This window comes from Phaeodactylibacter xiamenensis (assembly GCF_965229835.1).
GTDB lineage: Bacteria > Bacteroidota > Bacteroidia > Chitinophagales > Saprospiraceae > Phaeodactylibacter > Phaeodactylibacter xiamenensis.
On the sequence record NZ_OZ245931.1, the window covers coordinates 7395877 to 7418620 of the forward strand.

Genomic DNA, 22744 nt, shown 5'->3' on the forward strand with positions numbered 1-22744 from the left:
CAAAATGCTTAATGAAACCCATACGGGCCTTCGGAAATGCTCAGCCCGCTGAAGTAGATAGGAAGGAGGGTAAAAGTGGCGAGCGGTGCCGGGCGGTGGGTCGTCAGGAGGCGGTCGCAAAGCGGCCGTGGCTTGGGGTGACGCAGGCTGGTCCTCAGCCTTAACCTCAACCTCAACCTCAGCTGGGCGGTGCCATGCTTTTCCTGGGGGAGGTTGAGGTTGGTCTGTGGCGAGGTCTTTGCGAGGATGAGGTTGAGGGCCAGGCGGGGTCTTCCTGGCGGTGGCTGCCGGGGCGGTGGCTTGTGCGCAAATATTACATTTTCTTTTCCTGGATGAAAAGAAACAAAAATCACGGCTCTGCATCGTTCTTAACGGGAAAATCGCGAAGGAGCGGCTCGTGCCTACAAACTCGCCTTGGTGCAGGGCGGGTTAAGGGTGCGTGGTGAATAGCATGATGCTGGTTTTTCAGGTGATTGGGCGTTTGGGCTCAAACAGTGTATCCACGTCACTGCGTGAACGCCGCTCCTCCGCGATTTTCCCTAAACGCTGCAAGGCCGGGGGCCAGGCGGGGTCTTCCTGGCGGTGGCTGCCGGGGCGGTGGCTTGGGGGCGAGCAGTGCCGGTCGGTGGGTCGTCAGGAGGCGGTCGCAAAGCGGCCGTGGCACTGGGTGACGCAGCCTGGTCCTCAGCCTTAACCTCAACCTCAACCTCAGCTGGGCGGTGCCATGCTTTTCCTGGGGGAGGTTGAGGTTGGTCTGTGGCGAGGTCTTTGCGAGGATGAGGTTGAGGGCCAGGCTGGGTCTTCCTGGGCTTGGTCTGCCGGGGCGGTGGCTCGGGGGCGAGCGTTGCCGGTCGGTGGGTCGTCAGGAGGCGGTCGCAAAGCGGCCGTGGCACTGGGTGACGCAGCCTGGTGCTCAGCCTTAACCTCAACCTCAACCTCAGCTGGGCGGTGCCATGCTTTTCCTGGGGGAGGTTGAGGTTGGTCTGTGGCGAGGTCTTTGCGAGGATGAGGTTGAGGGCCAGGCTGGGTCTTCCTGGGCTTGGTCTGCCGGGGCGGTGGCTCGGGGGCGAGCGTTGCCGGTCGGTGGGTCGTCAGGAGGCGGTCGCAAAGCGGCCGTGGCACTGGGTGACGCAGGCTGGTGCTCAGCCTTAACCTCAACCTCAACCTCAGCTGGGCGGTGCCATGCTTTTCCTGGGGGAGGTTGAGGTTGGTCTGTGGCGAGGTCTTTGCGAGGATGAGGTTGAGGGCCAGGCGGGGTCTTCCTGGCGGTGGCTGCCGGGGCGGTGGCTTGGGGCGAGCAGTGCCGGTCGGTGGGTCGTCAGGAGGCGGTCGCAAAGCGGCCGTAGCACTGGGTGACGCAGCCTGGTCCTCAGCCTTAACCTCAACCTCAACCTCAGCTGGGCGGTGCCATGCTTTTCCTGGGGGAGGTTGAGGTTGGTCTGTGGCGAGGTCTTTGCGAGGATGAGGTTGAGGGCCAGGCTGGGTCTTCCGGGCTGGGGCTGCCGGGGCGGTGGCTTGGGGCTAGCAGTGCCGGTCGCTTGGTCTGCCGGGAGGCGGTCGCAAAGCGGCCGTGGCACTGGGTGACGCAGGCTGGTGCTCAACCTCAACCTCAACCTCAGCTGGGCGGTGCCATGCTTTTCCTGGGGGAGGTTGAGGTTGGTCTGTGGCGAGGTCTTTGCGAGGATGAGGTTGAGGGCCAGGCGGGGTCTTCCGGGCTGGGGCTGCCGGGGCGGTGGCTTGGGGCTAGCAGTGCCGGTCGCTTGGTCTGCCGGGAGGCGGTCGCAAAGCGGCCGTGGCACTGGGTGACGCAGGCTGGTGCTCAACCTCAACCTTAACCTCAACCTTGGCCTCAGCCTCAACCTTGGCCTCAGCCTCAACCTTGGCCTCAGCCTCAGCCTCGGCGGGCCCGCCCGTGCCGCCCGTTTTTCACCAAATTAAGAAAACTTTGGGGGCGCCCACGAACTTTAACCGCTGTCCCTGCCGTTCCTAAAATGTGACTGGCGCGGTTTTGGGCGTCAGAACCATTAAACTAAAAAAACAAACATGATGAAGCGTATTCAGATGACCCTGCTTGCTTTTGTATTGCTGATTAGTGCGGTGAGTTTCACCGGCTGTGGTGGGGACGATGACCGCGGGGGCGGGATTAATTTATTCTCTATTGAGGACGATAAAATGCTGGGCAGGGAACTGCGGGACGAAATCCTGGCGAACCCTCAGGAGTATCCTATCCTGGATCAGGCACAGTACCCTGAGGCTTATGCTTTTTTGCAGGATATTGTAGATGATATCCTGGGCAGTGGGGAGGTGAAGTACGCACAGGATTTTGCCTGGGAGGTTTATATCATTGATGACCCGGAGACGCTGAATGCCTTTGCGGCACCGGGCGGTTATATTTTTGTGTACACGGGCCTGATTAAGTTTTTGGAGGAAAAGGATGACTTTGTGGGCGTCATGGGGCACGAGATTGCTCACGCTGATTTGCGGCATTCCACGCAGCAGCTCACACAACAGTATGGGGTGGCGACTTTGCTGGGCTTGTTGCTGGGAGAAGACCAGGAATTGCTGAATAATGTCCTGGGCAGCCTGCTGGGGCTGAAGTTTAGCCGGGATGATGAGTCGCAGGCGGATCAGTTCTCAGTCATCTACCTGTGCGAAACGGAGTACGCGGCAAACGGTGCGGCGAGCTTTTTTCAGAAGCTGATTGATCAGGGCAGTGCGAACCCGCCGCAGTTCCTGAGCACTCACCCGAACCCGGACAACCGTGTGGAGGCCATCAATATGGAGGCGGAAGAGCGTATGTGCGATACGGCTTTTGACTCGGATGCGCAGGCCTGGATGGCTTTTCAGAATAGTTTGCCTTAGGGGTTTCACGGGGTGGGTTCACGCGCAGGTCGCGGAGATTTTCACGCGGAGATTGCGGAGGTTTCACGGGGTTTTCCGCCCTTAGCGTGAACCCCCTCTCACAGCGCTCTCCGCGTGCAACCTTTCTCACAGCGCTCTCCGCGTGCAACCTTTCCCACAGCGCCCTTAGCGTGCACCCCTCTCATAGCGCCCTTAGCGTGCACCCATCCCGCCCACCCTTTTTCTAAGCCCTCCGCATGAACTTACCCCCCAAATTCCCTAAATTGCCGGCAAAAATGATGAGCCTGACCATTAACCATACGGTACTCGACCGCTTCCTGCGGTACGTACAGATCGATACGCAATCCGACCCGGCATCCACCACCTTTCCGTCTACTGAAAAACAGAAGAACCTCAGCCGCCTCCTGGTGGAAGAACTGAAAGCAATGGGCATCGCGGACGCCCACCTCGATGAGCACGGCTATGTTTATGCCACCCTGCCTGCCAATACAGACAAACAGGTGCCTACCATCTGCTTTTGCTCCCATGTGGATACTTCGCCCGACTGTAGCGGGGAAGGGGTGAAGCCGCTCGTGCATAAAGATTACGACGGGGGCATACTGACCCTGCCCGATGACCCTGCCGTGCAGCTCAACCCGGAAGACCACCCGGAACTAAAGCACAAAATCGGGCACGATATCGTCACAGCTAGCGGGACGACGCTGCTGGGGGCAGACAACAAAGCCGGCGTGGCCGAAATTATGGACGCGGTGCACTTTTTTACCCAAAACCCGGAGGTGAAGCACGGTGCTGTCCGTATCCTATTTACGCCCGATGAGGAGATCGGCCGGGGCGTGGACCACGTGGATATGGAGAAGCTGAATGCTGACTTTGGCTATACCGTTGATGGGGAGCGCCTGGGCAGCCTGGAGGATGAGACCTTCTCTGCGGATGCGGTCACCGTCAATATTACTGGTGTAAGCATTCACCCGGGTTTCGCCAAAGGCAAGCTGGAGAGCGCCCTGAAAATTGCAGCTGATCTGGTGGCGGCCCTGCCCAAAGACCGCCTCTCACCGGAGACCACGGAGGGCAAGGAAGGTTTTGTCCACCCCGTGAGCATCAGCGGTGGGGCAGAGTCAGCCCAAGTGCAGTTCATTATCCGCGATTTTGAGGATGAAAAGCTGGCAGCCCACGAAGCCGAACTGAAAGGCTATCTGGATCAGGTGATGCAACACTACCCGCACTCCAAAGCGGAGTTTGTGGTGAAAGAGCAGTACCGCAACATGAAGCAGATGATCCAAAAGCGCCCCGAGATCGTAGACTATGCCGGGGAGGCTATGCGCCGGGCTGGCCTGGAGCCTCAAAAGCGCAGTATCCGGGGCGGGACAGATGGTTCGCGTTTGTCTTTTATGGGCTTGCCCTGCCCGAATATTTTTGCCGGGGAGTATGCTTTCCACTCTAAGGAAGAATGGTCGTCGGTGCAGGATATGGAAGCGGCCGTGCGCACGATTGTGGAGATTGTACGCCTGTGGGAAGAGCGTTCTTAATAGAATTTAAGAGCCAATATTGCCGGCTTAAGATTTTTTAACAGAATCTGCACGCGGCTTAACGCCAATTTAGGAACATCGGGCAGGCAGGGGTGGTAACTTGGGGATAAGAAAAACCCACACACTATGCGTACCCGATATTCCTTTTCCCTGATCGCTATCCTTTTTATAAGCCTGAGTTCCTGTGTATCCCCGGAAAAGCTGGTGGAGCACGGCAATTATGAAGCTGCCATCGAAGTGGCCGCCCGTCGTCTGGCCGGTAAGAAAAACAAGAAGACCAGGTTGGTGCTGGCGCTGGAGGAAGCCTTTCAGAAAGCCAATCAGCGCGACCTGTCGGCAGCCGACCGCCTCAAGCGGCAGAACCGGCCGGAGAACTGGGCGCGCATCCACGAGCACTACCTCAGTATCCGCAAGCGTCAGGAGGCGGTGGCACCCCTGTTGCCCCTGGTATCCAAAGAAGGCATTAAGGCCAACTTCCGTTTCGTAAAGGTGGACGAGCTGGAGATGGAGAGCCGGGAGAAAGCAGCAGAATTCCACTATGCAGAGGCCAAACGCCTGCTCCGGGATGCCCGTCAGGGAGAAGACCGGCTGGCTGCCCGCCGGGCGTACGCCGAGCTGGACCGCATCCGGCAGTATTTTAGCCGTTACCGGGAGGTGGAGCAGCTGCAGGAAGAAGCCCTGTACCTGGGCACGACGCATATTCTGGTGAGCATGCGGCAGGAGGCGCCGGTGGCCATCCCCAATGCTTTTGAGCGGGAGCTTACCGCAATGGCCGTTCAGGACCTGAATAGTCAGTGGAAGGTCTATCATACCCGTCCGGTGGAAGGGCTGCATTACGACTACGAGGTGGCGATGCGCATCAACCGCATTGAAATCAGCCCCGGGCTGGTGCGCGAGCGGGAGTACGAGGAGACCGCGGTGGTGGAAGATGGTTGGGAATACGTCCTGGATGCCAATGGCAATGTAGCGAAGGATTCTTTGGGCAACGATATTACGCAGCCCCGGGAAGTGACGGTACGGGCGCTGATCCTGGAAAATTATCAGAACAAGACGGCGCGGGTCAGTGGGCGGCTGGAGTTTGTGGACCGCTCTACGGACAACTTGATTCATACCGAGCCCATGTTTGCGGAGGCCGTATTCGAGAATTACGCGGCGACCTTCCGGGGCGATAAGCGGGCGCTGAGCAAGCAGTCCCGGCAGCGGATTGGCAATCAGCCGGTACCTTTCCCAAGTGAGGAGATGTTGTTGCTGCAGGCGGTGGAGCGGTTGAAGCCTTTCGTGAAGCGGGAGATTGCGGGGGCACGGCGGATGATTTGAGCGTTGTCTTCACGCGGTGTTCGCGGGGGGCACGCAGAGATCGCGGAGGTAGACTGGAACATGGATTGGACGGATTTCCACGGATTCCCGGGATGGCCCTCCGGCGGGGCGGGACTCGTTGGGCAGATCAGCGTCATCAGTGTACTATCATCGTGTGCGGCGTGTTGGAACACGGATTGGACGGATTTGCGCAGATTTCCACGGATTCCCGGGATGGCCCTCCGGCGGGGCGGGTCTCGTTGGGCAGATCAGCGTCATCAGTGTACTATCATCGTACGTGGCGGGTGGGAACACGGATTGGACGGATGTCGCAGATTTCCACGGATTCCAGGGATGGCCCTCCAGCGGGGCGGGACTCGTTGGGCAGATCAGTGAGATCAGCGTCATCAGTGTACTATTATCGTGCGTGGCGGGTTGGAACACGGATTGGACGGCTTTGCGCAGATTTCCACGGATTCCAAGGATGGCCCTCCGGCGGGGCGGGACTCGTTGGGCAGATCAGTGAGATCAGTCAGATCAGTGTCATCAGTGTACTATTATCGTGTGTGGCGGGTTGGAACACGGATTAGACGGCTTTGCGCAGATTTGCACGGATTCCCGGGATGACCCTCCGGCGGGGCGGGACTCGTTGGGCAGATCAGTAAGATCAGTGAGATCAGCGTCATCAGTGTACTATCATCGTGTGCGGCGTGTTGGAACACGGATTGGACTGATTGCGCAGATTTGCACTGATTTCCGAGCGGGCCATCCAGCGGGGCGGGTCTCGTTGGGCAGATCAGCGTCATCAGTGTACTATCATCGTGAGCGGCGTGTTGGAACACGGATTGGACGGATTTGCGCAGATTTCCACGGATTCCCGGGATGGCCCTCCGGCGGGGCGGGTCTCGTTGAGCAGATCAGCGTCATCAGTGTACTATCATCGTGCGTGGCGGGTGGGAACACGGATTGGACGGATTTGCGCAGATTTCCACGGATTCCAGGGATGGCCCTCCGGCGGGGCGGGTCTCGTTGGGCAGATCAGTGAGATCAGTCAGATCAGCGTCATCAGTGTACTATCATCGTGCGCGGCGGGTGGGAACACGGATTGGACGGATTTGCGCAGATTTCCACGGATTCCAGGGATGGCCCTCCGGCGGGGCGGGTCTCGTTGGGCAGATCAGTGGCATCAGTCAGATCAGTGGCATCAGTGTACTATCATCGTGCGTGGCGGGTTGGAACACGGATTGGACGGATTGCGCAGATTTCCACGGATTCCCGGGATGGCCCTCCAGCGGGGCGGGTCTCGTTGAGCAGATCAGTGTGATCAGTCAGATCAGCGTCATCAGTGTACTATCATCGTGCGCGGCGGGTGGGAACACGGATTGGACGGATTGCGCAGATTTGCACTGATTTCCGAGCGGGCCCTCCAGCGGGGCGGGTCTCGTTGGGCAGATCAGTGAGATCAGTCAGATCAGCGTCATCAGTGTACTATTGTTGTGAGCGGCGTGAGGAGGGACACAGATTAGACTGATTTCGCGGATTTTCACGGATTGCGAGCAGGGGCATCAGTATAGGCTTGTGGTATAGTAAGCGCAGGAGAAGCAAAGGGGCAAGGGCAGTTTAAGCAGTAGCACAGGGGGTGATATGAATCCGAATATTTGAAAATCACCGCAGAGTGCCTATTTTGGAAGCATGAATACATTATTCCAAAACGCACAATTGTCAATTGAGGAGCTGCCGAGTGTAGCCGGGGTGAAATGGCAGGGGCTCAATCCGGCTTATCTTCGGGTGGACCTGATTGGGCTTTGGCTGTTCCGGCTGGGGGTGCTGGGGGTTTTCCTGGCCTATACTTTTTTTGTGGAAGGATTTCCGCCGGTGGTACGGTGGAGTATTGCCGGGCTATGGGTGTTTTTGCTGTTGCTGATCACGGTGCTGCGCTATCTCGGCTTCCGGATCAAGGGGTATGCGGTACGGCAGCACGACTTGATGTACCGCCGCGGCTTGCTGTTCCGGTCGGTCACGGTAGTGCCCTTCACGCGCATTCAGCACAGCGAGGTGGAGCAGGGTGTAATTGAGCGGCAGTTTGGGCTGTCGAGCCTGTCGGTCTTTACCGCCGGGGGGAGTCAGAGCGACTTGGTCATTCCCGGCCTGAAAAGAGAAGACGCTGAGCGCATCCGCAATTTCCTTTCCCAAAAAGTAGCGGCGGATGAAGAGGAGTGAGCTGAATTTTCTTGAGCCCCGCCGTCAGGCACAAGCGGCGATCGCGATTTTCATTTACAAATTTGTGGTGCGCATCCTTCGGGCGGCCTGGCCGATTTTGCTGGTGTTTTTATTTCGCAGCAATAAGGAGCAAAGCAATACGGAGCTGCTGATGAATGCTACGGTGCTGATTGGAGGCTTATTCTCTCTTGGGGTGTCGGTAGTGGCTTACTTCCGTTACTTCTTTCATTTGGAGGAAGATCAGCTGGTGATTCAGAAAGGCGTGTTCAACCGCAGCCTGACCAAACTCCCCTTTGAGCGCATTCAGAACCTGTATATTGAGCAGAACGTGCTGCACCGCCTCCTTGGTGTAGTGAGCCTGCGGGTCGACTCGGCCGGCAGCAGCGGGCATGAGGTAACGATTGATGCGCTGGAACGCGAAGATGCCGAAGCGATGCGGTCCTATGTGCTGGAGCAAAAGCGTGAAGAGGCGCAGGAGCGGTCTGGCCTGGGCCCGGAAGCCTCCGAACGAAGTGCCCCGCTTGCGCAATCGATAGTCCTCCGCCTGACTTTTGAGGATTTGCTGCGGATTGGGGTGACCCAAAACCACCTTGCTACGGCCGGAGTGATCGTGGGTACGGTATTCGGCTTTCTGTTTACAGTGGCCGGTGCCTTTGAGCAAGACCTGGTCAAGACCCTGATTGAGCGCTGGCCGATGCTGCAGCCGGGCTTTTGGGGCTTTTTGATATTGGCGACCCTGTTGTTTGTGGTGGCTTTTTTCCTGACCCTGATCCGGACGGTCACGCAGCACTACGATTTACAGTTTTTTGAGAGCCGGGACGGTTTTCAGCTGAAGGCGGGGCTGTTTAACCGGCGGGAAGCTTCCATGCAGAAGCGCAAGATTCAGCTTATTCGCTGGACGGACAATCCGCTGCGGCGGTTGCTGGGGCTGTTCCGGGTGTCGATTCATCAGGCGATTTCGGGCTCGGAGCGGGCAGCGGAGCAAATTTCCATTCCCGGTTGTAAACAGGCTCAGGTGAATGACGTGGTACATTCGAGTTTTGAGGGCAGTGCGGAGGCTGAGTTTCGGGGGCATTGCATTTCCAAAGCGTATTTTATCTGGTATATCCGGTTTATGTTGCTGCCTGCGGTTGTTTTTGGGGCTTTGGGATACTTGTTGCAGGAGCCGCGCTTTGCCCTGCCGGCGGTTGGTTTTCCGGTGCTGGGGGGCTTGTACCTTTGGGCGTATCAGCAGCGTTTCCGGTTGTGGTTGTCCCCGGAATACCTGAAGACTTCGGAGGGAGTGCTGGGGCGGACGGTTACGTTGCTGCCGGTTTATAAGGTGCAGTCGGTTCGTATCCGGCAGTCGTTTTTTCAGCGGCGGCGGGCTTTGGCTTCTGTTGAGTTGTACACGGCGGGGGGCTCGGTGCGGGTACCTTTCCTGCCGCTTGATCTGGCGCGGGCGCTGCAGGACTATGTGCTGTACCGGGTGGAAAGCCGGCGGGAGGATTGGATGTAAAAAGACGCTTTCTGGATGGTATGATTATACTCGGAACGGAGAGGTTTGGGCGAAGGCACAAACCCGACGCACGAGTATGCCGGTATGCACAGGTATGCCGACCCGCCTGCCTTTGCATGGTCACCGGCGGCCAAAGCCTCTGGCGACGGGACACGGGCAGGCACGAAGTCATGGTGCCAAATTACTTCGTCGTCGGAATAGTGGGTAATTGTGGCTTTGGGTGCGACCTCTGCGAGGTCGTTTCGCTGCTGTGGCTGGGAGTGAGTAAGGTGTGACCTCTGGCGAGTTCAGTTCTGAGCTACCAGGTAGATACATAGGTTCTGAGCAGCCCAAAATAACTTCGTGGAAGCCGTCGCTTTCCAACCCATGGAAAGAGGTCGTTTTGTGGTTCTGGGTAGGTGAGAGAGTAATATTTGACCTTAGCCGCGGTCAGTTCCGTGCTACCGGTCTGATGTTCATAGTGGGGGGCGTCCAGGCTTACTTCGTAGAAGTCACAGCTTATTAACCCGGGGAACGAGGCAGGTTCGACCTCGTAGAGGTCGCATATGTACAAGCGCTATACCTGCTTTAAGTTTGAAATGTTGCCCTAACTAAAATTGATTCCGGAACCCAAACCTAAAAAAAGCGAAAGTTTTTTTCCTGGGATTTATGGAATTTACCATCCTTCCGCGACATATAAGTAAAAGCAATAGTTATGGCAGACTCCTACACTCAAATTTATATCCAGCTTATATTTGTAGTAAAGTGCCGACAAGCCCACATTAGACCTGAATGGGAAGAAGAGCTATATAAATACATCACAGGGATCGTACAAAAAAGAGGGCACAAAATGATGGCAATTAACGGTATGCCAGACCATACGCACCTTTTAATCGGCTTCAAACCTGCTGAATCCCTTTCTCATTTAGTTCAGGAGACGAAGAAAGCGAGTACTAATTTTATTAACGACAATCAGTTTTGCCCTCAAAAATTCCAATGGCAGGCCGGATACGCTGCTTTTTCTTATAGCAAATCTCACGTGGAACGGGTATACTGGTATATTCAAAATCAAAAGGCGCACCACCGGAAACGGACGTTCCGGGAGGAGTTTTCGTCTTTCCTGAAAGCTTATGAAATAGAAACTGGTAGAAAAAGGCCTTTTGATTTTTGGGAAAACTAGCTAAAAGTGGTGAGTGTGCGACCTCTACGAGGTCGTTTTGCTATGGTCTGTTGAGTTAAGTAAGGTGTGACCTCTGGCGAGGTCAGTGTCTGTATTACCAGGCAGGCGCTCATGGTGTGGGTCTTTCCAAGCTGGCTTGGTAGCGGTTAAGAGGCTTGGAGTGCGACTTCTGCGAGGTCGTTTGGCTGCTGTGGCTGGGAGTGAGTAAGGTGTGACCTCTGGCGAGGTCAGTGTCTGTATTACCAGGCAGGCGCTCATGGTGTGGGTCTTTCCAAGCTGGCTTGGTAGCGGTTAAGAGGCTTGGAGTGCGACCTCTGCGAAGTCGTTTGGCTGCTGTGGCTGGGTGTGAGTAAGGTGTGACCTCTGGCGAGGTCAGTGTCTGTATTACCAGGCAGGTGCTCATGGTGTGGGTCTTTCCAAGCTGGCTTGATAGCGGTTAATAGGCTTGGAGTGCGACCTCTGCGAAGTCGTTTGGCTGCTGTGGCTGGGAGTGAGTAAGGTGTGACCTCTGGCGAGGTCAGTGTCTGTATTACCAGGCAGGCGCTCATGGTGTGGGTCTTTCCAAGCTGGCTTGGTAGCAGTTAATAGGCTTGGAGTGCGACCTCTGCGAAGTCGTTTGGCTGCTGTGGCTGGGTGTGAGTAAGGTGTGACCTCTGGCGAGGTCAGTGTCTGTATTACCAGGCAGGCGCTCATGGTGTGGGTCTTTCCAAGCTGGCTTGGTAGCAGTTAAGAGGCTTGGAGTGCGACCTCTGCGAGGTCGTTTGGCTGCTGTGGCTGGGTGTGAGTAAGGTGTGACCTCTGGCGAGGTCAGTGTCTGTATTACCAGGCAGGCGCTCATGGTGTGGGTCTTTCCAAGCTGGCTTGGTAGCGGTTAAGAGGCTTGGAGTGCGACCTCTGCGAGGTCGTTTGGCTGCTGTGGCTGGGAGTGAGTAAGGTGTGACCTCTGGCGAGGTCAGTACCGGGGCACCAAGTTGACGTTAATAGTATGGGGCTTCACAGGCTGACTTCGTAGAAGTCATATCTTACTAACTTCCGGAACGAGAGAGGTTCGACCTCGCAGAGGTCGCATGCGCTGCTTAGGCAGTAAGTCACCCCAACCTTAAAAGTTAACCTTTCCGGTCTCTGTTGCCAAAGCAGGCTTTGCCGGATAAAAAACCTTACTAGCCTTAGGCCCTGTAGCGCACTGACCCCGTAAAGGTGGTAGTGAGCAACGTATGCTTTGCCGAGGTCAGGTCCGGGCTTACCGGTCTGATGCTTATGGGAGAGGATAGCGACAGGGACTTCAAAATTTCTACAGAATCACTTTTTACCTTTGCTATTATGAAATTGCTCATAGTAGAAGATCAGCAAGAACTGGTAGACAACATCCGGGCGTATCTGAGCCGTGGCGACGTAGTTTGCGAAGCCGCGCGCAACTTTGCGGAAGCACAGGACCGCCTCCTGTCCTTCAGCTATGATATTGTGCTGCTCGACCTGATGCTGCCCGATGGGAGCGGCCTCAACCTCCTGCGCCTGCTCAAGCGGATGAACCCGGAAACAGGCGTGCTCATCATCTCCGCAAAAAATGCACTGGACGACAAAATCAAAGGGCTCGAACTGGGAGCCGATGATTACCTGACCAAGCCTTTCCACCTTTCCGAACTCAACGCCCGCCTCAACGCTATCTTCCGCCGCCGCCGTCAGCAGGGGCATAAAGTATTGGAGCATGGCTGCATCCGCATTGATACCGATACCCGGGAAGTAACCGTCTCCGATCAGCCCATTACCCTGACCGTCAAGGAGTACGAGCTGCTCCTGTTTTTCATTACCAATAAAAACCGGGTACTGACCAAGCAGGTGATCGCCGAGCACCTCTGGGGCGATGATGTGGACCTATTAGACTCTTTCGATTTTGTGTATCAGCACATCAAAAACCTCCGTAAGAAGATCGCCATCGAAGGCTGCGAAGAGCACATCAAAACCATCTACGGGCTGGGCTATAAATTTACCAACCGATGAACCTGATTGCCAAAACGACCGTGTTTTACCTGCTGGTGTCCGTGCTGGTCTTTGGCATCGGCGGCTACGTGACCTACCATGTGGTGGAAACGGAAGTGATCAAAGAGACGGACTACGCGCTCTACGATGAGGTACAGGATATGGCCAGCGATATCCGGGATGGCATCCCCCTGGAGATCCTGCGCCGCCGCAAAGCAGAGATTGAATACCTGGGGGACCACCTGCAGGTTGATACCTTCTATCGGTTCTCAGACACCATCGCTCCGCATCCCTACCGCGAAGGCGAAACCGAACCCTACCGGAAGCTGGAAGCCGTGAAAGAAGTGGACGGCAGTTTTTTCCATATTACCATCACTGATGTTTTCATCGAATCCGATGATATCTACGATGTGGTGGTGGAAATCATCTGGCGGCTCTTTCTCATCCTCGGCGTGGGCATGCTGATTGCCAGTTTTCTGGTGACCCGATGGCTGCTAACCCCATTTCAGCGCATCCTGAGCAGCATCCGGGGCTTTAACATCAAGCAGTCCGAGCCTCTGGATTTGCCCAGGACCACTACCCGGGAGTTCCGGCAGCTCAACGCCTTTGTATCGGCTATGACGGAGCGGGCAAGGCGGGATTTCCGCACGGTCCGGGAGTTTTCTGAGAATGCTTCCCACGAGATGCAAACGCCCCTGTCTATCGCCCGGGGCAAGCTGGAGCTCCTACAGGAAACCCCGTCCCTGGACCAGGAGCAACTCCGGCTCATCGACGATGCGCAAACGGCACTCCGGCGCTTGTCTAAACTGGGCAGCGCTCTGTTGCTGCTCACCAAAATTGAGAACCACGAGTTCCGGGCGCAGCATAAAATTGATTTTTCGGCCATCGTGAACGCCTGTATCGATAATTTTGAGGAGCTGGCGATGCTGCGGGGCCTGCCCGTGAAGCGGGACGTCAACCCCGGTGTGAAGGTTGCCCTTGATCCCACCCTGGCTGATGTGTTGGTCTCCAACCTGGTGCGCAATGCCATCCGCCACAATCAGGAAGATGGTGCCATTGAGGTTCACCTGGACCACAAGGGCCTTATCATCCGCAATACCGGTGCGGCTCCTACCATCCCTACCCGGGATCTCTTCAAGCGCTTCCGCAAAAACCAGCAATCCGAGAAGTCAATGGGGCTCGGGCTGGCCATCGTTAAGAAGATCTGCGACACCAACCGCCTGTCTGTCAACTACGATTTTCAGGACGGCTGGCACGAAATAAGTGTGATTTTCCCGACAAATGTTTAAACTTCAGAATTGCTTCAACATTACTACAGGTGAGCGATAGATTCGCCTCTTACCTTTGTCGTAAATAAAATTCAAGCATGAAGTTTCACCTGACCTTACTCACATTTCTGCTCACCTTTTCCTTTTTGCACGCCGCAAAGGGTGCCTCCACAGACCCCGGCGATGACATGAAGGGGCTTGTGAAAGGGCAAATTATAGATGGCTCCACAGGGGCTCCTTTGGAATACACCACAGTATCGGTTTATGCCTTGCCAGACAGCAATCTGGTGACGGGTGGCATTACCGATGGAGAGGGCATTTTCTCCATAGAACTGAAAACAGGCCGCTACTACCTGGAAGTGGCTTACATTTCTTACCAAAAGCTGGAAACGAAGCCTTTCGAGATTGCCCGTGGCCGGATGAGTGCCGATCTGGGCAAAATTGAAATGCGGCCGGATGCCACCACCCTTGAGCAAGTGGAAGTGCGGGCAGAGAAAAGCCGCATGCAGATGTCGCTGGACAAGCGCGTATTCAATGTCGGCAAGGACCTGGCGAACCTCGGCGGTTCGGCTACGGATGTGCTGGACAACGTTCCTTCAGTCACGGTGGATGTGGAAGGCAATGTGAGCCTGCGCGGCAGTGGTGGCGTGCGCATCCTGATCAACGGCCGGCCTTCGAGCCTGGTCGGCGTAGGGGATACCGATGGCCTGCGCAACATCCCCGCCAACCTGATCGAGCGGGTGGAAGTGATTACCAACCCCAGCTCCCGGTACGAAGCCGAAGGAATGGCGGGTATTATCAACATCATTCTCAAAAAAGAAAAGCGCAAAGGCTGGAATGGCTCGGTGGACATCACCGGGGGCTACCCGGAACAGGCAGGCCTGGCCATCAATACCAACTACCGCGTCAAGAAGTGGAATTTCTTTGCCAACTATGGCCTGACCTACCGGCAGAGCCCCGGCAGTGGCAGCCGCTACCAGGAAGTCTATGACCGCAACGAATTTGGCCCGGATACGACGTTTATCCAGGACTTGACCCGGGACCGTACCCGTGGCGGATGGGACAATAACATCCGTGTGGGAGCGGACTACAGCTTTAGCGAAACCAGCACGCTGACCGCTAATTTTACCTACAGCGTGGAAGATGGCGACAATATCTCGGAGATTACCTACCGCGATTTTATCAACAGCCTGGATAATCCCACCGGTATCAGCACCCGTACCGATAATGAGCGGGAAGAGGAAGCCGACCTGGAATATGTCATGACCTATCGCAAGGAATTCAAAGGCAAGGGGCATCAGCTCACCACTGATATCCGCTATCAGGACAGTGAGGAGCTGGAAACGTCCACCATCCGCGAGGCCTACTTTACCCCGGAATTTGAAGAGACCGGTGCGAGCGAGCTGGAGCAGCGGTCCAGCAATCTGGAGCTGCAAAGACAACTGATCTGGCAGGCCGACTATGTGCGGCCCTTTGCCGAAGAGGGCAAATTTGAGGTGGGGCTGCGGGCTGGCCTGCGCGATATAGAAACCAACTTCCAGGTAGATGAATTTGGAGTGAGTGGGTGGGAAAACCTGCCCGAGTTCACCAATAACTTCCTGTTTGACGAGGATGTCTATGCCGCCTATACGAGCATTGGCAATAAGTACGGTGACTTCTCCTTCCAGGCCGGGGTGAGAGCTGAATATACTAATATGGTTACTGAATTAGTCGCCACCGAGCAGGTCAATCCACGGGAATACTTCAACCTGTTCCCCAGTGTATTCCTGGGCTACGACCTGGGCGAAACCGGCAATTCCATGCAGGTGAGCTACAGCCGCCGCATCAACCGGCCTAACTTCTGGAGCCTGAACCCGTTCTTCAGCTTCAGCGATGCCCGGAACATCTTCACCGGCAACCCTAACCTTGACCCCGAATTCACCGACTCCTACGAGATCAACTACCTGAAATACTGGGATAACGCTTCGATGACAGCGGGCGTTTTCTACCGCTTCACCACAGGCAAAACGGAACGTATTCAGCGGGTCAACTCCGAGGGCATCACCTTCACGCAGCCGGAAAACCTGGCCACAGAGGATGCCTACGGTGTGGACGTCACCTTCTCCGTTTCCCCTACCAAGTGGTGGGATTTGGATGGCAACGTCAATTTCTTCCGGTCCATCATTTCCGGTACCACTGAGTCGGGCGAAGACCTCGGGGCAGACGCTATTACTTCCTTTGGGCGGCTGACTTCACAGATCACGCTTTGGGACGAGCTCAATACGCAGGTCCGCTTCAACTACCGGGCACCGCGCAATGATCCTCAGGGCCGCGATAAATCCATGTACCATATGGACCTGACCCTGAGCAAAGATATTTTGGAAAAGAAAGGTACACTGACCTTCTCCGTAAGCGACGTCTTCAACTCCCGCCGCTGGCGCTATGTCAACGAAGGCACCGGCTTTTACAGCGAAGGCGACTTTCAGTGGCGCGCCCGTCAGGCCCGTCTGACCTTCTCCTACCGCATCAATCAGCAGAAAAAGCGCCGGGGTAATTATGGCGGTGGCTACGATGGCGGCGGCGGTGATTTCTAAGACTTACTCATACACTACTTTGTGAAAATTGGTTGGCAGCGGGTGAATGGCATCCGCTGCTTTTTTGTTAGAAGAGCGGATGGGTTGGGCTTTCGTATTGATGTGTCTTGTTATTGAGATCAGCGTCATCAGTGTACTATTGTCGTGTGCGGCGTGAGGGGGGACACGGATTAGACTGATTGCGCGGATTTGCACGGATTGCGAGCAGGGGCATAAGAGCGGGGCATGTTCGTGTGGCGGCAGCAGGGTTGCAGGATCAGTGTGATCAGTCAGATCAGCGTCATCAGTGTACTATTGTCGTGCGCGGCGTGAGGGGGGACACGGATTAGACTGATTGCGCAGATTTTCGCTGATTTCGAGCGGTGGCATGCATGGCGGCAGCAGGATTGCAAGATCAGTGTGATTAGCGTCATCAGTGTACTATTGTCGTGTGCGGCGTGAGGGGGGATACGGATTAGACTGATTGCGCAGGTTTTCGCTGATTTCGAGCGGTGGCACGCATGGCGGCAGCAGGGTTGCAAGATCAGTGTGATCAGCGTCATCAGTGTACTATTGTCGTGTGCGGCGTGAGGGGGGACACGGATTAGACTGATTGCGCGGATTTGCACGGATTGCGAGCAGGGGCATAAGAGCGGTGGCATGCATGGCGGCAGCAGGGTTGCAAGATCAGTGTGATCAGCGTCATCAGTGTACTATTGTCGTGTGCGGCGTGAGGGGGGACACGGATTAGACTGATTGCGCAGATTTTCGCTGATTTCGAGCGGTGGCATGCATGGCGGCAGCAGGGTTGCAAGATCAGTGTGATCAGCGTCATCAGTGTACTATTGTCGTGTGCGGCGTGAGGGGGGCACGGATTAGACTGATTGCGCAGATTTTCGCTGATTTCGAGCGGTGGCATGCATGGCGGCAGCAGGGTTGCAAGATCAGTGTGATCAGCGTCATCAGTGTACTATTGTCGTGTGCGGCGTGAGGGGGGGCACGGATTAGACTGATTGCGCAGATTTTCGCTGATTTCGAGCGGTGGCATGCATGGCGGCAGCAGGGTTGCAAGATCAGTGTGATCAGCGTCATCAGTGTACTATTGTCGTGTGCGGCGTGAGGGGGGACACGGATTAGACTGATTGCGCAGATTTTCGCTGATTTCGAGCGGTGGCATGCATGGCGGCAGCAGGGTTGCAAGATCAGTGTGATCAGCGTCATCAGTGTACTATTGTCGTGTGCGGCGTGAGGGGGGACACGGATTAGACTGATTGCGCAGATTTGCACGGATTGCGAGCAGGGGCATAAGAGCGGGGCATGTTCGTGTGGCGGCAGCAGGGTTGCAGGATCAGTGTGATCAGTCAGATCAGCGTCATCAGTGTCCTATTGCGTTACGCGGAGTTTGGGGAACACGGATTAGACTGATTGCGCAGATTTGCACGGATTGCGAGCAGGGGCATAAGAGCGGGGCATGTTCGTGTGGCGGCAGCAGGGTTGCAGGATCAGTGTGATCAGTCAGATCAGCGACATCAGTGTACTATTGTCGTGCGCGGCGTGAGGGGGAACACAGATTAGACTGATTTCGCGGATTTTCGCAGATTTCGAGCAGGGGCATGCATGTGTGGCGGCAGCAGGGTTGCAAGATCAGTGTGATCAGCGTCATCAGTGTACTTCTAATCCTACTGTCCCCTCAACGACACCCACCCCACCAAATTTTTCCCTACTTTAGCACCCGATGAGCACCCAATTGCATAGCACGGCTCTTTTGCTTTTCCTTCGCAATGAGCAGGACGAAGCGCGCTACAAGCCTCTGGCCGGCAGCCAAAAGGGGAGTGCTGCGCTTTTCCGGCAATTCAACCGCTATGCCATAAAGCAGGCGCGGCGTACCGGGCTGCCGCTTTTTGTCATTCAGGGCGATCAGCAGGTAGGGGCCACCTTCGGCGAACGCCTGGCCAATGCTTATCAATCTGTTTTTGAGCTGGGGTACGAGCGGGTGATTGCTATCGGCAACGACTGCCCTGAACTGAGCACTGGTTTGCTGTTGCAGGCCGCAGGTGCGCTGGAACAGCATGGGTTGGTCCTTGGGCCGACACAAGACGGTGGCACTTACCTGATTGGGCTGCAGCGTTCCGATTTTGACCATGCCGCTTTTGCGAATCTGCCCTGGCAGACCGATACGGTTTATGAAGCCCTTCAGGCTTTGGCCGGGGGGGGAGTTGCTGTGCTCAGTACCTCTTTCGACATAGACCGCCCCGGAACCTTAAGCCGGCAGTTTTGGCGCCTGCCTCTTGTCCTGCGCCGGGCGCTGAGCCGTTTGATGGGGCAGGAGAGTGGTGCCGTTTTTCAAGTTCAATGGCGCCCCTTTCACCTGACTTTACTGCGCTCCCTTGGGCTTCGTGCCCCTCCCTTCGCAGCTTGCCTGTAGTATTTCTACCTGTTAATAACATGAAAATGAGGGCTTAGCCCCGCTAACTGATGCAGAATGGTCACCGGTGATGATCTGACCCGGTGGGCATTTCCGTACATCTTTTCAAAATCTCACTATTTCAAATACTCACTTTTATGAAAATCCAATTGACGCTCCTGCTGAGCTTCATCACGGCTGCTGGTTTGCTGGCACAAGCCGACCTCAACGTCAACCTCATCAATTACCTGACGGATGCGCCGGTTGCCGGCATGGAAGTCCGGCTGCTCAATGAAAGCCGTGGTCTGGAGCGTTTGGCTACCACCAATGATCAGGGCGTGGCGACTTTTAAAGGCTTGCCTGAAGTCACCGGTTATAAAGTGCTGACGGAGGAAACAGAGGCTTTCCTTTCCGGAGAGTCGGACCCATTCAGCATCCGGTCCAACCAAAATCCAACCATCACTCTGGCACTGTTCGAAAACCGGCAGATTGCCCTTGATGCAGTGGAGGTTTCTGCGGCCTCCACCACCCAAATCAACAGCACTGACGCCGAAGTATCCTTCGAGTTGAAACAACGGGAAATCGAAGAACTGCCCATCGAAGGGCGGGACATCACCCGGGTGCTTTTCCGCCTGCCCAACGTCTCTCAGGCCACGGGCTTCTACCCGGAAGCGCCCAATGTAGCCATCAACGGCGCCAACCCGCTTTTCACCAGCTACCTCATCGACGGCATGGATAACAACGAGCGCTTTCTGGGCGGCCAGAAGTTCGCCATTCCGGTGGGCTTCGCGCGCAACATCACGGTGCTCACCAACAACTACAGCGCAGAGTACGGCCTTACGGCAAATGGCATCGTCAACATCACCACCCGCAGCGGCAGCAATGAGTTTGGCGGGGAGGCTTTCCTGATCACTCGTCCCGGGCCGGTCATCGACGGTCAGTCGGACTTTGCGCAGCGCGACCTTTCCGGCAACCCGGTAAAGGATGGCTTTCAACGCTATCAGGCCGGTGTGGGCTTCGGCGGGGCCATTGTGCAGGATCAGACCTTTTACTACCTCAACGTAGAGCACACCACCGACCTGAAAGACAACCTCCTCAACTCCGATGCCCTGGGCGTAAACGAAACGGTCCGCGGCGAAAACAACTTCACCTACATCTCCGGTAAGCTCGACCACAACTGGAGCCCCAACTTCACCTCCAGCCTGCGGGCGAACGTCGGCCTCGTGAATATCGAGCGGCAGGGCGGCGGGCTCGACGGGGGCGTGACTTTCCCCTCTGCGGGCAGTGTGCAGGACCGGAACTCAATCCTGGTGGCGCTGAAGAATAACTACATTGGCAATAATTTCAGCGCACAAACCAATGTACAATACAGCCGCTTCCGCTGGAACTACGGTCGGGCACTCAACGGTCCCGGCCCGCAGGTGACGATTTTCAATCCCAATGACATCACCGTCGGCGTTATCGGTCACCCGGGCTTTGTCTTTGACGAAACGGAAAACACGGTGCAGTTCCAGCAAAAATTCAACTACTACGCGGGCAACCACACCCTGAAGACCGGCCTGGCAGTCATCTCTGCCGACCATCAGCTCTTCGGAGGTGGCAATGTGGATGGCAACTACACCGTCCGCCTTACCCAAGACCAACTCAATCAGGTGCGGGGGCTCGGCCGGGGCAGTGCCCTGAATGTGAACGACATCCCGGGCGATGTGGAAGTTCTGGGCTATGCCGTAGAATTGCGCCCTACTTCCTTCGGTGCGCGGCAGACCATCTACTCCGCCTACCTGGAGGACGAATGGCGGGCGACTTCCCGCCTGACCGCCACTCTCGGCCTGCGCTACGATTACGACAACCTCTCCGCCGGTGGCTCAGATGAGGGCGATTACAACAATATCGCGCCCCGCCTTAACCTCAACTACAAGCTCGGGCGGCGCAGCAGCCTGCGCGGGGGCTACGGCATTTTTTACGAAAAAATCCCCTACGCCATCTACAGCGATGCACTGCAGCAGAACACCACTAGCGCGGACTATCGCAAGCAAATTCAGTACTTTGTCGATCAGGGCATACTGCCGGCGGATACAGATGTGAGTGCTGTCACCTTTGAGGGCAACCTCAGCGGCTTTGCCTCCAACGTAGGCTATCTGCAAGGCCCCTCCGCGGAGAGCCTGCAGGAACAGCGGGAGGGCGTCTTCAGCAACGAGCGCCGCATCCTCAACCCCAATGGCTACGACAACCCCTACACCCACCAAATGGCGCTGGGCTATCAGCTGCAGATGAACAACAACAGCCTGTTCTTCGTGGACCTGGTGCACAACCGCTCCTTCAACCTGCTGCGCCTGCGCAACCTCAATGCCGCCGCCCCCTACGAGGTGGATCCGGACAACCCGCAGGTGCGCACCATTGCCGAAGCCGATGCCTCCCGCCCGCTGCCGATTATTGATGGCAACAGCGCAGTAATCAACGGGGAGACGCTTACCGGCGTGGCCCGCAATGTGGTGATGAGCGAAACCGCTGGCGAATCGCGCTACTACGCCGCAAGCTTCAACTTCCAGAAGGCGAGGGGAGAGGACGACTACAGCTTCCGCCTCAACTACACCCTGTCGTACCTGGAGAACAATACCGAAGACATTAACTTCCGCGCTATGGATGCCAATGACTTCGAAGCAGAGTGGGGGCCGAGCATCAACGACCGCCGCCACATCATCAATACCATCTTTACGTACTATCCGGTGGAAAACCTATCGCTGACCGTGGCCGGCCTGATCCAAAGCGGGCAGCCGATCAACCGTACGCCGCTTCCGGTCAGCTACGTAGTGGTGGATGAGAATGGCAACCCCGTGCAGCAGCAGCTCACCGCCCCGGACGGCACCCCTGCCTTCGACCAAAACGGCGACCCCATCCTGGTGGACGTTACCGCTTCCACCACCGACCTCAACGGGGATGGCGCCTCCTTTGGCGATGCCTACGTGGGCAACAGCGACCGTTTCCCGGGCGAAAGCCGCAACAGCGACCGACTGCCCTGGTCCAATACCTTTGATGTGGGCTTGCAGTACGATTTTCAGCTGGGCAGCAACGAACTGCAGTTGCGGGCGGATGTCTTCAACGTGTTCAATACCCAAAATCTGAGCGGCTACAGCAACAACGCCACGCAGTCGAATCAGATTCAGCCGGGCTCGGCAGCGAGCGGCAGGCTGATCCGCCGGAATGCAAGTGCACCACGGCAGTTTCAGTTTACCTTGCGGTACGTGTTTTAGTAACATGCGACTTCTACGCAGTCGTGGTGAAAATGAGGACTTTGTTAGAAGTCCCAAGTTGCTAACCCCCGGCTAACATCAATGAAACCGACCTCGCAGAGGTCACATGTTAAGTTGTTTAGTAGCATGTTGCTCTACCTGGCTTTACCGGGTAGACAGGTTTTACGCAGCCGTGGTGAAAATGAGGACTTCGTTAGAAGTCCCACGTTAGTAACCCCCGGCTAACATCAATGAAACCGACCTCGTAGAGGTCGCATGTTAAGTTGTTTAGTAGCATGTTGCTCTACCTGGCTTTACCGGGTAGACAGGTTTTACGCAGCCGTGGTGAAAATGAGGACTTCGTTAGAAGTCCCACGTTAGTAACCCCCGGCTAACATCAATGAAACCGACCTCGCAGAGGTCACATGTTAAGTTGTTTAGTCGCATGTTGCTCTACCTGGCTTTACCGGGTAGACAGGTTTTACGCAGTCGTGGTGAAAATGAGGACTTTGTTAGAGATCCCAAGTTGCTAACCCCCGGCTAACATCAATGAAACTGACCTCGCAGAGGTCGCATGTTAAATTGTTTAGTAGCATGTTGCTCTACCTGGCTTTACCGGGTAGACAGGTTTTACGCAGCCGTGGTGAAAATGAGGACTTCGTTAGAAGTCCCACGTTAGTAACCCCCGGCTAAAATCAATGAAACCGACCTCGTAGAGGTCGCATGTTAAGTTGTTTAGTAGCATGTTGCTC

General features: G+C 56.0%; 12 protein-coding genes. 11 read left to right on the top strand and 1 reads right to left on the bottom strand.

Translation table 11 applies throughout. The features are described 5' to 3' along the window. Positions 1–8: 8 nt before the first annotated feature. Positions 9–353 carry a hypothetical protein gene (locus ACO08I_RS28425; RefSeq protein ID WP_421947859.1) on the bottom strand — a complete coding sequence of 115 codons (345 nt, stop codon included), beginning with the start codon at positions 351–353 and terminating at the stop codon, positions 9–11. A 1690-nt stretch (positions 354–2043) separates the two neighbouring features. On the opposite strand from ACO08I_RS28425, the gene ACO08I_RS28430 reads away from it, so the two are divergent. From ACO08I_RS28430 to ACO08I_RS28480, 11 genes are all read left to right on the top strand, one after another. Continuing rightward, the gene (locus tag ACO08I_RS28430; protein ID WP_421947860.1) at positions 2044–2862 is read left to right on the top strand and encodes a M48 family metalloprotease; all 819 of its coding nucleotides are present in this window, start codon (positions 2044–2046) and stop codon (positions 2860–2862) included. A 275-nt stretch (positions 2863–3137) separates the two neighbouring features. Continuing rightward, positions 3138–4388 (top strand): peptidase T, encoded by a 1251-nt coding sequence (gene pepT / locus ACO08I_RS28435; protein ID WP_421949737.1) that lies wholly within the window; start codon positions 3138–3140, stop codon positions 4386–4388. 126 nt (positions 4389–4514) lie between these two features. Further along, positions 4515–5705: a hypothetical protein gene (locus ACO08I_RS28440; protein WP_421947861.1), complete on the top strand. Its 1191-nt coding sequence runs from the start codon at positions 4515–4517 to the stop codon at positions 5703–5705. A gap of 1671 nt (positions 5706–7376) precedes the next feature. Beyond that, positions 7377–7904, top strand: a complete 528-nt coding sequence (locus tag ACO08I_RS28445) for a PH domain-containing protein (RefSeq protein ID WP_421947862.1) — start codon at positions 7377–7379, stop codon at positions 7902–7904. Beyond that, positions 7891–9402 (top strand): PH domain-containing protein, encoded by a 1512-nt coding sequence (locus tag ACO08I_RS28450; RefSeq protein ID WP_421947863.1) that lies wholly within the window; start codon positions 7891–7893, stop codon positions 9400–9402. Before ACO08I_RS28445 ends, ACO08I_RS28450 begins: the two co-directional genes overlap by 14 nt. 694 nt (positions 9403–10096) lie before the next feature. After that, complete coding sequence (gene tnpA, locus ACO08I_RS28455) at positions 10097–10561, top strand: IS200/IS605 family transposase (RefSeq protein WP_421947864.1); 465 nt, start codon at positions 10097–10099, stop codon at positions 10559–10561. A 1320-nt stretch (positions 10562–11881) separates the two neighbouring features. Continuing rightward, positions 11882–12559: a response regulator transcription factor gene (locus tag ACO08I_RS28460; RefSeq protein WP_282778815.1), complete on the top strand. Its 678-nt coding sequence runs from the start codon at positions 11882–11884 to the stop codon at positions 12557–12559. Then, positions 12556–13827, top strand: a complete 1272-nt coding sequence (locus ACO08I_RS28465) for a sensor histidine kinase (protein WP_421947865.1) — start codon at positions 12556–12558, stop codon at positions 13825–13827. The genes ACO08I_RS28460 and ACO08I_RS28465 overlap by 4 nt, the downstream gene beginning before the upstream one ends. 77 nt (positions 13828–13904) lie before the next feature. After that, positions 13905–16379 (top strand): TonB-dependent receptor domain-containing protein, encoded by a 2475-nt coding sequence (locus ACO08I_RS28470; protein WP_421947866.1) that lies wholly within the window; start codon positions 13905–13907, stop codon positions 16377–16379. Positions 16380–18093: 1714 nt separating this feature from the next. Further along, a complete protein-coding gene (locus ACO08I_RS28475) occupies positions 18094–18783 on the top strand; it encodes a TIGR04282 family arsenosugar biosynthesis glycosyltransferase (RefSeq protein ID WP_421947867.1) in 690 nt (229 codons plus the stop codon). Between the two features lie 137 nt (positions 18784–18920). Next, the gene (locus ACO08I_RS28480) at positions 18921–22013 is read left to right on the top strand and encodes a TonB-dependent receptor domain-containing protein (RefSeq protein WP_421947868.1); all 3093 of its coding nucleotides are present in this window, start codon (positions 18921–18923) and stop codon (positions 22011–22013) included. Positions 22014–22744: the final 731 nt, after the last annotated feature.